This window comes from Streptomyces rubradiris (genome assembly GCF_016860525.1).
Taxonomy (GTDB): Bacteria; Actinomycetota; Actinomycetes; order Streptomycetales; family Streptomycetaceae; genus Streptomyces; species Streptomyces rubradiris.
In genome coordinates, this window is sequence record NZ_BNEA01000015.1 from 4,990,202 (window position 1) to 5,004,097 (window position 13,896).

The window sequence follows — 13,896 nt, forward strand, 5'->3', positions numbered from 1 at the left end:
GCCCCCACGGTCACCCGGAGCGGATCACCGGGTCCAACACCTGCGCGGCGCCGATTGACGCACCCGCGTTGTAGATTCGCGGCATGCCCGCATCCCTGGACCCGCGCCTGCTGCGCGCCTTCGTGGCCGTGGCGGAGGACCTGCACTTCACCCGGGCCGCGGCCCGCCTCTACGTCGCCCAGCAGGCGCTCAGCCGCGATGTACGGCGCCTGGAGAGGGAGTTGGGCGCGGAGCTGTTCGTACGCACCACCCGGCAGGTCACCCTCACCCCCGACGGCGAGCGGCTGCTGCCGCACGCGCGCCGGGTCCTCGCCGCCCAGGACGACCTGCTCGCCGCGTTCGCCGCCGGGCAGGCCCGCCCCCTGCTGGTCGACCTGAACTCGCCGGGCCTGGCCACCGGCCGCCGGGTGCTGTACCGGGCCCGCGAACTCGCCCCCGACTGCGAGCTGATGGCCCGCTACGAGAGCGGTCTCACCGGCGCCGCCGCCGATCTGCTGGCCGGCCGCCTGGACGTCTCCTTCGGCCGCTTCGCCGGACTCGACCCGGCGCTCCGCTCCGGCCTCGCGCAGCAGCCGGTGCGGTACGAGCCGATGGCCGTCGTCCTGCCCGAGGACCACCCGCTGGCATCCCTGCCCGAGGTCCCGCTGTCCGCGCTGGCCGGGGAGACGGTGTACGCCGGCGCGGGCAACCCTCGCACCCGGGAGTGGACCGACCTGGCCCTGCGCCTGTTCGAGGGCCGGGGCGTGCGGCTGGCGCCACCGCTGCCGATGGCCGTCGGCGACGAGGAGTTCGCCCGCGTCATGGCGAAGACCGGGAACCCGGTCCTGGCGGTGGTGGACTTCCCGCCCATGCCCGGCGCGGTCCGCCGCCCCCTCGTGGCCCCCGTCCCGCTGTCCCCCGTCTCCCTGGTCTGGCGCAGGGGCCTGGTCCACCCCGGCCTGACGGCCCTGAGACGCGCGGCGGAGCGGACCGCCCGGTCGGCGGGCTGGCTGCGCCGCCCGGCCGACGGCTGGCTCCCGGCCGAGGACGAGGAGACCATGCAGGCCGGTATCACACCGGGTGGGCGACCGCGTCCCGCTGCAACTGGACGGCCGCGAGCAGACTCAGGTCCGGCTCGGCCTGGCGCAGCGCCTTGACCGCGGCGACGGAGCCGATGTCCCCGGCGAACCCGACCCCGGCGAGCCGCTCCCGCACCCACGCGGCCCGCAGCGCCCCCTCGTCCGCCCCGGCGACACCCCCGGCCACGGCGAGGGCCCGCTCCAGCCCGGCCCGCTCCTGATCCGGAGCCCCGTCCAGAGCCTCCCGCAACGCCTCCAGCACGACATCGGCGTCCCGGATGACGAGCACACAGTCCTGCTTCTTGCCGAATCCCGCGAGTCCCTTCATATGGATCATGCTCGCTCCGGTGAGCGGCGCCCTCCAAACCACTTGAGCAGATCCAGAGGGTCAGCCCCGTTCTCCGGGATGCCGGGCGGGGATGGGCGCCGATGGCGTGGTCGGGGGAGCAGGTCACGACGGCCAGGGACAGGAAGGCCGGGCGCTCCGGATAGACGCCGAGGGATACGTCACCGCCGGAGCGCAGCCGTTCGGCGGCGGAAACGACGAGCGCGGTGAGCCGGTCCTTGTCGCGCCCGCGCCCTTCGGGGAGCCGCCCCGGGACCGGGTGCCATCGCCCCCGGCGGACGCCGCGAGCGGGCGCGGGCTGGGGCTCGTACCGCACTGCGCCGACGCGTGGGGAGGGTGGGCCGTCGGGGGCGGCCCGCCGGACCGGGGCGCGGGGAAGCTCCTGTGGTTCGAGGTGGGCGGGAACCGCAAGGACAGGTCGGGCGCCCTCACCGGCCGGCCCCCGCCCGAGTGAGAGCAACGTTCCCTTCCGGTCACCCGCTGCCACAGGGCGGAAACGCGCCCTTCCTACCTTCGGACCGAGTCAACCGAGTCAGTGGTCGGCAGACCGAGCAGCCGGAGCACCGTGGAGGCGTGATGACAGCCCCAGCCCCAACCCGTCGAGGCCGCTGGATCGAGCGCTGGGACCCGGAGGACGAGGGGTTCTGGAACGCGACCGGGGAGCGGATCGCCCGCCGGAACCTGTGGTTCTCCGTGCTGTCGGAGCACATCGGGTTCTCGGTGTGGACCCTGTGGTCCGTGCTGGTGCTGTTCATGGGCCCCGAGTACGGGCTGACCCCCGCCGACAAGTTCCTGCTGACCTCGGTGGTCACGCTGGTCGGCGCGGTCGTCCGGGTGCCGTACACCTTCGCCGTGGCCGTCTTCGGCGGCCGGAACTGGACGGTCATCTCGGCGAGTCTGCTGCTCGTCCCGACCGTCGCCGCGTTCACGGTGATGGAGCCGGGCACGTCCTTCTCCACGTTCCTCCTGGTGGGCCTGCTGGCCGGGATCGGCGGCGGCAACTTCGCCTCCTCCATGACCAACATCAACGCCTTCTTCCCCCTGCGGAAGAAGGGGTGGGCGCTCGGGCTCAACGCGGGCGGCGGCAACATCGGCGTCCCCGTCATCCAGCTCGCCGCGCTCGCCGTCATCGGCGCGAGCGGCGGCCCGCGCGTGCTGCTCGGCGTCTACATTCCGCTGATCGTCGTCGCCGCCGTGTGTGCCGCGCTGTTCATGGACAACCTGACCTCGGTGAAGAACGACACCGGCGCGGCCAAGGACGCCGCCCGGGACGGCCACACCTGGATCATGGCCGTGCTCTACATCGGCACCTTCGGCTCCTTCATCGGCTACAGCTTCGCCTTCGGCCAGGTGCTGACCATCCAGTTCGGCCGGACCCCGCTCCAGGCGGCCTACCTCACCTTCATCGGCCCGCTGCTCGGCTCCCTCATCCGTCCCCTCGGCGGCTGGCTCGCCGACCGCTACGGCGGCGCCCGGATCACCCTGTGGAACTATGTCGGCATGGCCGCCGCCACCGCCGTACTCATCGTCGCCGGCATGCAGAAGTCGCTGCCGCTGTTCGTGTCCGTGTTCGTCGTGCTGTTCGTGCTCAGCGGGCTCGGCAACGGATCGACGTTCAAGATGATCCCCGGCATCTTCCAGGCCAAGGCGCTGGCCCGGGGGCTCAAGGGCGAGGCGGCCGTGGCCCACGGCCGGCGGCTGTCCGGCGCGTCCATGGGGCTGATCGGCGCGGTCGGCGCGCTCGGCGGGGTCGGCATCAACCTCGCCTTCCGCCAGTCCTTCCTCGCGTACGGCTCCGGGACCGGCGCGTTCGTCGCGTTCCTCGCCTACTACGGCCTCTGCTTCGTGGTCACCTGGGCCGTATACCTTCGCCGCCCGATCGGGCGGGTTCCGGCCACGGCGTCCGCGTCCGAGGAGAAGGCCCAGCTCAGCTATGCCGAGGTGTGACGTAACACCGGCGACATCGAGCCGAACCGAGCCTGTCACGCAGTGTTGACAGGCTCGTCCGGCGCGCCGGTCAGCTAGGAGAGCCCCATGTACGACGAAGAGCAGCAACCCGAGCACGGACCCCTCGCCGGGTTCACCGTGGGCGTCACCGCCGCGCGCCGGGCCGAGGAGCTGGGCGCCCTGCTCCAGCGGCGCGGCGCCACCGTCCTGCACGCTCCCGCGCTGCGGATCGTGCCGCTCGCCGACGACAGCGAGCTGCTCGCCGCCACGAAGGAGATCATCGACCGGGTGCCGGACGTGGTCGTGGCCACCACTGCCATCGGCTTCCGGGGCTGGGTCGAGGCCGCCGACGGCTGGGGCCTCGGCGAACAACTCGTGGGACGGCTGCGTGGGGCACGGCTGCTGGCCCGTGGCCCGAAGGTCAAAGGCGCGATCCGGGCGGCGGGCCTGACCGAGGAATGGTCGCCCTCCTCGGAGTCCCTGGCCGAGGTGCTCGACCGGCTCCTGGAGGAGGGCGTCGACGGCAGCCGCGTCGCCGTACAGCTGCACGGCGAACCCCTGCCCGGCTTCGTGGAGTCGCTGCGGGCCGCCGGGGCGGAGGTGCTTCCGGTGCCGGTCTACCGCTGGATGCCCCCGGAGGACACCGGCCCGCTGGACCGTCTGCTGGACACGGCCGTCGGCCGCGGCCTGGACGCCCTGACCTTCACCAGCGCCCCCGCCGCCGCCTCCCTCCTGTCCCGCGCGGAGGAGCGCGGCCTGCTGGGCGAGCTGCTGTCGGCGCTGGCCCACGACATCCTGCCCGCCTGCGTCGGCCCGGTCACCGCGCTGCCCCTCCAGGCCCACGGGGTGGACACGGTCCAGCCGGAACGCTTCCGCCTCGGGCCCCTGGTGCAGCTGCTCTGCCAGGAACTCCCGGCCCGCGCCCGCGCGTTGCCCGTCGCCGGGCACCGGATGGAGATCCGCGGCCACGCGGTCCTGATCGACGGCGAGCTCAGGCCGGTCCCGCCGGCCGGCATGTCCCTGCTGCGCGCCCTGTCCCGCCGCCCCGGCTGGGTGGTCCCGCGCGCGGACCTGCTCAAGGCCCTGCCCGGCGCGGGCCGCGACGAACACGCCGTGGAAACGGCGATGGCCCGCCTGCGCACGGCCCTCGGCGCGCCGAAGCTGATCCAGACGGTGGTGAAACGGGGCTACCGGCTGGCCCTCGACCCGGCGACGGACACCAAGTACGCGGACCAGTAGGGCCGGGGCACGGCCCGGCGGCGCGGGATTCCGCCATGGCGCACGGAACCCCGGACCGTGGCGGGCGACCCGTTCCCCGCGCGAGGGCTTCCGGCCCAACCCCCCGCCAGGCACTGTGGAGAAGGCGGGACGCGGTGGTCCCGCATGCCGTCCGTGCGCGGGGGTGCACGCCTGCGCGCGGTTTCTGCCTAGGCGGTGACTGGCACATGGCACTCGGTGGAGGCACGCCCGCGTACCCGCTGCGGTTCGATGCCGGACGGGTGTGCCTGGACCTGCTCGCCACCCGGCATCCGGGCGAACGCCTGGACGGGGTGGGCGCGTTGTGCGCGTGGATCACCGGTACCGGGCTGGTGCCGGACGGGACGCCGCTCGGGCACGCGGACGTCTCCTGGCCGGCCGCCTTCCGGGAACTGCGGGCGGACATCGGGTACTTGATGCGCGTACTACTGGGTGGCGAGGCCGGCGGGTACGGGGGTGCGCTCGCCCGGGTCAACGAGGCCGCCCGGGCCGTGCCGCCCGCGCCCGTTGCCGTGCCCGCGGAAGACGGGTGTCTGGTAAGGGAGTTGGCGGTGCCGCCCGGGTGTGCCGGGCTGCTCGCCGTCGTCGCCCGGGACGCCGTGGAGCTGCTCACCGATCCCGTCGCGCGGGCCTCGGTGCGGCAGTGCGCGGGGGACGACTGCCCGCTCGTGTACCTCGACACCTCCCGGGGGCGGCGCCGGCGCTGGTGTTCCAGCGAGGTGTGCGGCAACCGGGAACGGGTCGCCCGGCACCGGCGGCGGGCCGCGCTCGCCCGCGCCTGACGCACGGATGTTCAGGCCGCATACGGACGTCGGGCGATGCGAACGTACCTACCGGCATCCCCGCAGACCCTACGCACCTACTGACCATGCGGCCAACGCGCCCGACCGTGCCGCTCGGGTGAAGAACCCGCGGTGGAAATGCGCGGGCATGTCCCGGTCGGTGGCTCGCCTCAGGGAAATCCGCCCCTCCGCTTTGAACACCCCACCGCCCCCCTGCGTACCGGTGGGCGAGCGACCGACTGGGGGAAGCCCCGGACACCGGAGGTGGGCGTGCGCAAGGATGCGGCCGTGGCCAAGGACCGTGGTGCGAGGGCCCGACATCGCCTGTCCGCACGCTCCTCGGAACCCCGTGTGCCCGCACCGTCCGCGGAGCCGGACGAGGAACTGGTGCGCGCGCTGTACCGGGAGCACGCCGGTCCGCTGCTCGCCTACGTCCTGCGGCTGGTCGCCGGTGACCGGCAGCGCGCCGAGGACGTCGTACAGGAAACGCTCATCCGTGCCTGGAAGAACGCCGGTCGGCTCAATCGGGCGACCGGTTCGGTACGCCCCTGGCTGGTGACGGTCGCGCGCCGCATCGTCATCGACGGCCACCGCAGCCGGCAGGCCCGGCCGCAGGAGGTCGATCCGTCGCCGCTGGAGGTCATCCCCGCGGAGGACGAGATCGACAAGGCGCTGTGGCTGATGACGCTGTCGGACGCGCTCGACGACCTGACCCCGGCCCACCGGGAGGTACTTGTCGAGACGTACTTCAAAGGGCGTACCGTCAACGAGGCGGCCCAGACCCTCGGCATACCCAGCGGAACCGTCCGTTCCCGGGTGTTCTACGCCCTGCGGTCGATGAAGCTGGCCCTGGAGGAGCGGGGGGTGACGGCGTGATGAGCAGCGGGTACGGGGGGCAGCGGGCATTCGGACCGGGTGGTCCGGGTATGCCTGGGCCCATGAACCCCAGCCAGGGATCTCCGGTGCCGAGCGAACACGAGACCGTGGGCGCCTACGCCCTCGGGATCCTCGACGACGCCGAGGCAACCGCTTTCGAGGCGCACCTCGCCGGCTGCGAGTGGTGCGCCCGGCAACTGGACGAACTGGCCGGGATGGAGCCGGTGCTCGCCGCGCTGGCCGACCTGCCCGGCTCCGGCGGCACGCCCGCGATCGGCGAGTCGCTGGCCGCCCGGCCCGGCTCCCGGCTGGTGGCGGAGCTGGTGGACGAGGTCGCCGAGCAGCGCGCCCGCAAGCGCCGCCGCGGCCTCTGCATGATCGCCGCCGCGGCGGCCCTGGTCATCGCGGGCCCGCTGGCCGCGGTCGCGGCCGGCGGCGGCTCCGACGGGGACGGGCGGGCCGCCGCGCCGCCGGCCCGGTCCGTGTTCGGCGCCATGTCCGACCGGAGGTCCGCCACGGACGCCTCGACGCGGGTCAGCGCGACCGTCGCCATGACCGGCAAGGAGTGGGGCACCCAGGCGGTGCTGGAGCTGAAGAACGTCAAGGGCCCGCTGAAGTGCTCCCTGGTGCTCGTCGCCAAGAACGGCCGACGCGTGACCATGTCGTCGTGGACGGTGCCCGACCAGGGGTACGGCATCCCGGACGCGAACACCGACAAGGCGCGGAAACCGCTTTACATCGGCGGGGCGGCGGCCTTCCGGCCCGACGAGATCGACCACTTCGAGGTGGTGACGTTCGAGGGGCGGAAGCTGGTGGAGGTCGACGCGTAACCCGGGCGCGCCCCGGGGGACCGCCCCGTGGCCCCGACTGGTCCTCTTCGCGTACGGTTGACGGCTGCCCAGCACGTCAGAAGGGGGCCAGGTGGCCGCTCAGGTTCAGCAGTCCGCGGTCGGCTCGGTACACGAGGCACACGATTCCGTCCGTGACCGGGAGATCAGCGTCGAACAGGAACACCTGGACCGGGTGTACCGGCGGCTAGAGGAGAAGATCCACGAAGCCGAGTTCCTGATGCACGACGCGGCCCAGCGCGGCCAGGTCGGCACCCCCGGCGCGCTCGCCGAACGGGACGCCCAGGTCTTCCGGGCCGGTGTCCATCTCAACCGGCTGAACAACGAGTTCGAGGACTTCCTGTTCGGGCGGATCGACCTGCTGCTCGGCAAGGACGGCAAGAAGGGGCCCGACGGCGCCTACACGGCCGTCGAGCCCGCCGAGGGCGCCGTGCGCGAGGACAACACCGCCGACATCGCCGAAACGCTGCACATCGGGCGTATCGGCGTGCTCGACGAGGACTACTCCCCGCTGGTCATCGACTGGCGGGCGCCGGCCGCCGCGCCCTTCTACCGGGCCACGCCGGTGGAGCCGGGACGGGTGGTGCGGCGCCGGGTCATCCGCTCCAAGGGGCGCCGGGTGCTCGGCGTCGAGGACGACCTGATGCGGCCGGAGCTGACGGCGTACCTGGACGGCCGGGAGCTGCCGGTCATCGGCGACGGCGCCTTGATGGCCGCCCTCGGCCAGGCCCGCGGCCACACCATGCGGGACATCGTCTCCTCCATCCAGGCCGAGCAGGACCTGGTCATCCGGGCCCCCGCCGCCTCCATCACCTACGTGGAGGGCGGGCCGGGCACCGGGAAGACCGCCGTCGCCCTGCACCGCGCCGCCTACCTGCTCTACCAGGACCGCAGACGCTACGCGGGCGGCATCCTGATCGTCTCCCCGACCCCGCTGCTGGTCGCCTACACCGAGGGCGTGCTGCCCTCGCTCGGCGAGGAGGGCCAGGTCGCCATCCGCGCCATCGGCTCCCTCGTCGACGGCGCGGAGGCCACCGTCTACGACTCCCCGTCCGTGGCCCGCGCCAAGGGCTCCTCCCGGATGCTGAAGGTGCTGCGCAAGGCCGCCCGGGGCGCCCTGGAACTGGGCCCGGCCGCCCCGGCCGACGCCGAGGACGACGAGAACCGGCCCTGCGACGGCCCGCCCTCCCGGCTGCGCGTCGTGGCCTTCGGGCGCCGGCTCGAACTGGAGGCCGACGAGCTGGAACGTATCCGCCGTACCGCGCTCACCGGCACCGCGCCGGTCAACCTGCTCCGCCCGCGCGCCCGCAAGCTGCTGCTGGACGCCCTGTGGGCCCGATCCGGCGCCGCCGCCCGGCACACCGACCCGGAGCTGGCCGCCGAGCTGCGCTCCTCCTTCGACGAGGACGTCACGAGCGAGGACTCCTTCCTGACCTTCCTCGACGCCTGGTGGCCGGAGCTGACCCCGCGGACGGTGCTCGCCGCGATGGCCGACGAGAAGCGGCTCGGCCGCTGGGCCCGGCGGGTGCTCAATCCCGGTGAGGTCCGCAAGGTCGCCCGCTCGCTCAGGCGGGACGGCCTCTCCGTGCACGACATCGCCCTGCTCGACGAACTCCAGGCGATCCTCGGCGCCCCGGCCCGCCCCCGCAAGAAGCGCGAACTGGACCCGCTGGACCAGCTCACCGGCCTGGAGGAGCTGATGCCGGTGCGCGAGGAGACCCAGCGCGAGCGGGCCGAGCGGCTGGCGCAGGAGCGCACCGAGTACGCGCACGTCATCGTGGACGAGGCGCAGGACCTGACGCCGATGCAGTGGCGCATGGTCGGCCGCCGCGGCCGGCAGGCCACCTGGACGGTCGTCGGGGACCCGGCGCAGTCCTCCTGGTCCGACCCGGACGAGGCGGCCGAGGCCCGCGACGAGGCGCTGGGCACCCGGCCCAGGCGCCGTTTCCAGCTCACCGTGAACTACCGCAACCCGGCCGAGATCGCCGAGCTGGCCGCGAAGGTGCTCGCGCTCGCCATGCCCGGCGCCGAGGCCCCCTCCGCCGTGCGGTCGACCGGGGTGGAGCCGCGCTTCACCGTGGTGGCGGACTCCCTGGAGCGGACGGTGCGCGCGGAGGCCGAGCGGCTGCTGGGCCTGGTGGACGGCACGGTCGGCGTGGTGGTGGCGATGGGCCGGCGCGAGGAGGCCCGGCGCTGGCTGGCCGGGCTGGGCGACCGGGTGGTGGCCCTCGGCAGCCTGGAGGCCAAGGGCCTGGAGTACGACGCGACGGTCGTCGTCTCGCCCGCGGAGATCGCCGACGAGTCACCGGCCGGCCTGCGCGTGCTGTACGTGGCGCTGACCCGGGCCACCCAGCAGCTGACGGTGGTCTCGGGCCAGCGCGACGAGCCGGACGCGACCGGCGTCCCGGACCTGCTCAGGGACTGAGGGGCGGGGGCGCGACTTCCGCTCAGGGGGGGGCTGACGGGCGGGGCTGAGGCTCTCGCTCGGGGGCCGGCGGACGTGGTCCCGGTCCTGCTCGGGGGCCGGTGGACGTGGTCCCGGGCCTGCTGGGGGCCGGTGGGCGGGGTTGTGGTTCCCGCGGGACTGGCGGGCGCGGGCCGGGGCTCCCGCTTGGGACTGGCGGGCAGGGCCCCGGACCCGATCAGGGGCTGACGGGGGATGGTCCGGTCCCGCCTCGGGTGGGCTGACGGGCCGGTCGCGATCCCGCTCGGGGCCGGACGGGCACGGTCGCGCCCCCTGCTCAGGGGGCGATTCCAAACAATCCCGCGCGAGGGGAATGGCCCTGGGCGAGGGTTTGTTAGCCTTGGTGTGGCACCGGCCCGATCCAAGCCCCCGGGCCCAACCTTCGTCGCTACGAGCGACCACTTGCCGCGAGGCGAGCATGGCGGGTCGGTGTCATAAGCGTGGGAGGCCCACGTCACAGATGTGACGTGGGCCTCTTTCTTTGCCCCGGGGACCTCTTTCCACCCCCGGCTGTTTCTCGTATGGTGGAAGTAGTTTTCCGAAACCACGCACTCCACAGGGAATGTCGCGTGAACAAAAAGTCCGTAACCCAGGGCGACTACCACGTACTGAGTGGTAGGTGCGACGATCGGACGGCACAACTCGCGACACGGTGAAAGCAGAGGAAGTCGGCCATGGCAACGGCGCCCAGCGTCTCCTACTCGATGACGATCCGGCTGGAGGTGCCCGCGAGCGGAACGGCCGTCTCGCAGCTCACCACCGCCGTGGAGTCCTCCGGGGGCTCGGTGACCGGCCTCGACGTCACCGCGTCCGGCCACGAGAAGCTCCGTATCGACGTCACCATCGCGGCCACCTCCACGGCCCACGCCGAGGAGATCGTCGAGAAGCTGCGCGGCATCGAGGGCGTCACGCTCGGCAAGGTCTCCGACCGTACGTTCCTGATGCACCTCGGCGGCAAGATCGAGATGGCGTCTAAGCACCCCATCCGCAACCGTGACGACCTCTCCATGGTCTACACGCCCGGCGTGGCCCGCGTCTGCATGGCCATCGCCGAGAACCCCGAGGACGCCCGCCGCCTCACCATCAAGCGCAACTCCGTTGCGGTCGTGACGGACGGCTCCGCCGTGCTGGGCCTCGGCAACATCGGCCCCAAGGCCGCGCTGCCCGTGATGGAGGGCAAGGCGGCCCTCTTCAAGCGCTTCGCCGGCATCGACGCCTGGCCGATCTGCCTGGACACCCAGGACACCGACGCGATCGTGGAGATCGTCAAGGCGATCGCCCCGGGCTTCGCCGGCATCAACCTGGAGGACATCTCCGCGCCGCGCTGCTTCGAGATCGAGGCCCGGCTGCGCGAGGCCCTGGACATCCCGGTCTTCCACGACGACCAGCACGGCACCGCCATCGTCGTGCTCGCCGCCCTGACCAACGCGCTGCGCGTGACGGACAAGGCGATCCAGAACATCCGGGTCGTCATGTCCGGCGCCGGCGCGGCCGGTACGGCCATCCTGAAGCTGCTGCTGGCGGCCGGCGTGAAGAACGCCGTCGTCGCCGACATCCACGGTGTCGTGCACGCCGGCCGCGAGGACCTGGTGAACTCCCCGGCCGACTCGCCGCTGCGCTGGATCGCCGACAACACCAACCCCGAGGGCCTCACCGGCACCCTGAAGGAGGCCGTGCGCGGCGCCGACGTCTTCATCGGCGTCTCCGCCCCGAACGTCCTGGACGGCGCCGACGTGGCCGCCATGGCCGAGGGCGCCATCGTGTTCGCGCTCGCGAACCCCGACCCCGAGGTGGACCCGGCGATCGCCCGGCAGACCGCGGCCGTCGTGGCCACCGGCCGCTCCGACTTCCCGAACCAGATCAACAACGTGCTGGTCTTCCCGGGCGTCTTCCGCGGCCTGCTGGACGCGCAGTCCCGCACCGTCAACACCGAGATGATGCTCGCCGCCGCCAAGGCCCTGGCCGACGTGGTGAGCGAGGACGAGCTGAACCCGAACTACATCATCCCCAGCGTCTTCAACGACAAGGTCGCGGGCGCCGTGGCCGGGGCGGTCCGGGAGGCCGCCAAGGCGGCCGGCGCGACGGCCTGACCATGGCGTGACGTACGGTGCAGGGGGCTGTGAGTATCACCACGGCGGCCCCCGCACCGGCGCGTCGTGGAACCACCGGATGCCGGGCGCGCTCTAGGGTGACGGCCGAGCGGGCGCTTTTCGTGTGACTCCCCAGGGTGTTCTCACGACTCCTACGGGTGCCGGATTGGCTTTCCCGCCGCAGGTAGGGGCAGGATGCTCCCGCAGGGACCCTGTCCCTCCGGGGGGCACCCCCAAGGGCGCGAGCGCATCGGCATCGCAGTGCCTCGGGCGGCGTACCGCCGCGTGGCACACCCCAACGGCAAGAAAAATACGGGAGTAACAACATGAACCGCAGTGAGCTGGTGGCCGCGCTGGCCGACCGCGCCGAGGTGACCCGCAAGGACGCCGACGCCGTGCTGGCCGCGTTCGCCGAGACCGTCGGCGAGATCGTCGCCAAGGGCGACGAGAAGGTCACCATCCCTGGCTTCCTGACCTTCGAGCGCACTCACCGTGCCGCTCGCACCGCGCGCAACCCGCAGACCGGCGAGCCCATCAACATCCCGGCCGGCTACAGCGTGAAGGTCACCGCGGGCAGCAAGCTCAAGGAAGCCGCCAAGGGCAAGTAATCGCTCCGCTTCGAGCGCCGGCCCACTGAGCGCCGTTCGACGGAGCGCCGTGGGCGACTGCGGGGCCGCTGTGGCTGATCGCGCCCCGCGGCGAAGCCGCAGATCGACACGGCCCCGCGCCCCTTTGGGGCGCGGCCCGGCCGAGGACGTCAAAGGGGCGGCCCTCCTGCACAGGAGGGCCGCCCCTTCGTCATACCCGGACTGTCAGCCGAGCGCCTTGCCCGGCAGTTCGACCTTCGCGCCGAGTTCGACGAGCTTGTCCATGAAGTTCTCGTAGCCGCGGTTGATCAGCTCGATGCCGTGGACGCGGGAGGTGCCCTCGGCGGCGAGGGCCGCGATGAGGTACGAGAAGCCGCCGCGCAGGTCGGGGATGACCAGATCGGCGCCCTGGAGCCTGGTGGGGCCGGAGACGACCGCGGAGTGCAGGAAGTTGCGCGCGCCGAAGCGGCAGGCGGAGCCGCCCAGGCACTCGCGGTAGAGCTGGATGTGCGCGCCCATCTGGTTCAGCGCGGAGGTGAAGCCGAGCCGGGACTCGTAGACCGTCTCGTGGATGATGGACAGGCCCGTGGCCTGGGTCAGGGCCACCACCAGCGGCTGCTGCCAGTCCGTCTGGAAACCGGGGTGCACGTCGGTCTCCAGGGCGATGGACTTCAACTGCCCGCCGGGGTGCCAGAAACGGATGCCCTCGTCGTCGATCTCGAAGGCGCCGCCCACCTTGCGGTAGGTGTTCAGGAACGTCATCATCGAGCGCTGCTGGGCGCCGCGGACGTAGATGTCGCCGTTGGTCGCGAGCGCAGCAGAAGCCCAGGAGGCGGCCTCCAGGCGGTCCGGCAGGGCGCGGTGGGTGTAGCCGGAGAGCTTGTCCACACCGGTGATGCGGATCGTGCGGTCGGTGTCCATCGCGATGATCGCGCCCATCTTCTGCAGCACGCAGATGAGGTCCTCGATCTCCGGCTCGACGGCCGCGTTGGACAACTCCGTGACGCCTTCGGCCAGTACGGCCGTCAGCAGCACCTGCTCGGTCGCGCCGACGGACGGGTAGGGCAGCCGTATCTTCGTGCCGCGCAGCCGCTGCGGAGCCTCCAGGTACTGCCCGTCGGCCCGCTTCTCGATCGTCGCGCCGAACTGCCGCAGCACGTCGAAGTGGAAGTCGATGGGCCGGCCGCCGATGTCACAGCCGCCGAGACCGGGGATGAACGCGTGGCCGAGACGGTGCAGCAGCGGGCCGCAGAAGAGGATCGGGATGCGGCTGGAACCCGCGTGGGCGTCGATGTCGGCGACGTTGGCGCTCTCCACACGCGTCGGGTCCAGCACCAGTTCGCCCGGCTCCTCGCCCGGACGGACCGTCACCCCGTGCAGCTGGAGCAGGCCGCGGACGACGCGTACGTCACGGATGTCCGGAACGTTGCGCAGGCGGCTCGGTTCGCTGCCCAGCAGGGCGGCGACCATGGCCTTCGGCACGAGGTTCTTCGCACCGCGGACACGGATCTCGCCCTCCAGCGGGGTTCCGCCGTGGACAAGCAGGACATCGTCGTTGACGGTCATGAATCTCGCGTTCCGATGAGTTGGTCAGGGGCCGGCCGATCACTGTGCGCAGGGGCCGGGAAGACAGGGTAATCG

12 protein-coding genes are annotated in these 13,896 nt (G+C 72.7%); 10 read left to right on the forward strand and 2 right to left on the reverse strand.

Going from position 1 to position 13,896, the window contains the following annotated elements; translation table 11 throughout:
- Positions 1 to 83 precede the first annotated feature (83 nt).
- Entirely contained in the window at positions 84 to 1,136 is a 1,053-nt protein-coding gene (locus Srubr_RS35390; RefSeq protein WP_189995959.1) for a LysR family transcriptional regulator, read from the forward strand.
- On the opposite strand, the gene Srubr_RS35395 is transcribed toward Srubr_RS35390, so the two are convergent.
- Positions 1,051 to 1,386, reverse strand: a complete 336-nt coding sequence (locus Srubr_RS35395) for a hypothetical protein (protein ID WP_189996027.1) — start codon at positions 1,384 to 1,386, stop codon at positions 1,051 to 1,053. The genes Srubr_RS35390 and Srubr_RS35395 overlap by 86 nt on opposite strands.
- A gap of 91 nt (positions 1,387 to 1,477) precedes the next feature.
- Between Srubr_RS35395 and Srubr_RS35400 the strand changes: the two genes are divergently transcribed.
- The 9 genes from Srubr_RS35400 to Srubr_RS35440 all read left to right on the forward strand — a co-directional run bounded on the left by Srubr_RS35400 (position 1,478) and on the right by Srubr_RS35440 (position 12,276).
- Positions 1,478 to 1,858 (forward strand): hypothetical protein, encoded by a 381-nt coding sequence (locus Srubr_RS35400; protein WP_189995958.1) that lies wholly within the window; start codon positions 1,478 to 1,480, stop codon positions 1,856 to 1,858.
- Between the two features lie 122 nt (positions 1,859 to 1,980).
- Positions 1,981 to 3,351, forward strand: coding sequence for a nitrate/nitrite transporter (locus Srubr_RS35405; RefSeq protein WP_189995957.1), 1,371 nt, complete (start codon positions 1,981 to 1,983; stop codon positions 3,349 to 3,351).
- 87 nt (positions 3,352 to 3,438) lie between these two features.
- Positions 3,439 to 4,590, forward strand: coding sequence for a uroporphyrinogen-III synthase (locus Srubr_RS35410; protein WP_189995956.1), 1,152 nt, complete (start codon positions 3,439 to 3,441; stop codon positions 4,588 to 4,590).
- Between the two features lie 206 nt (positions 4,591 to 4,796).
- Positions 4,797 to 5,390: a CGNR zinc finger domain-containing protein gene (locus tag Srubr_RS35415; RefSeq protein WP_189995955.1), complete on the forward strand. Its 594-nt coding sequence runs from the start codon at positions 4,797 to 4,799 to the stop codon at positions 5,388 to 5,390.
- Between the two features lie 264 nt (positions 5,391 to 5,654).
- On the forward strand, positions 5,655 to 6,266 hold the full coding sequence (locus tag Srubr_RS35420; protein ID WP_189995954.1) for a sigma-70 family RNA polymerase sigma factor: 612 nt from the start codon (positions 5,655 to 5,657) through the stop codon (positions 6,264 to 6,266).
- 62 nt (positions 6,267 to 6,328) lie between these two features.
- Positions 6,329 to 7,096, forward strand: a complete 768-nt coding sequence (locus Srubr_RS35425; RefSeq protein ID WP_189995953.1) for a zf-HC2 domain-containing protein — start codon at positions 6,329 to 6,331, stop codon at positions 7,094 to 7,096.
- Between the two features lie 91 nt (positions 7,097 to 7,187).
- Entirely contained in the window at positions 7,188 to 9,539 is a 2,352-nt protein-coding gene (locus Srubr_RS35430) for a HelD family protein (RefSeq protein WP_189995952.1), read from the forward strand.
- Between the two features lie 713 nt (positions 9,540 to 10,252).
- Positions 10,253 to 11,668 (forward strand): NAD-dependent malic enzyme, encoded by a 1,416-nt coding sequence (locus Srubr_RS35435; RefSeq protein ID WP_189995951.1) that lies wholly within the window; start codon positions 10,253 to 10,255, stop codon positions 11,666 to 11,668.
- A 326-nt stretch (positions 11,669 to 11,994) separates the two neighbouring features.
- Positions 11,995 to 12,276: an HU family DNA-binding protein gene (locus Srubr_RS35440; protein ID WP_023550134.1), complete on the forward strand. Its 282-nt coding sequence runs from the start codon at positions 11,995 to 11,997 to the stop codon at positions 12,274 to 12,276.
- 204 nt (positions 12,277 to 12,480) lie between these two features.
- Here Srubr_RS35440 and murA read toward each other — a convergent pair whose 3' ends face one another.
- Positions 12,481 to 13,821: a UDP-N-acetylglucosamine 1-carboxyvinyltransferase gene (gene murA / locus Srubr_RS35445; protein ID WP_030610523.1), complete on the reverse strand. Its 1,341-nt coding sequence runs from the start codon at positions 13,819 to 13,821 to the stop codon at positions 12,481 to 12,483.
- Between the last annotated feature and the right edge of the window lie 75 nt (positions 13,822 to 13,896).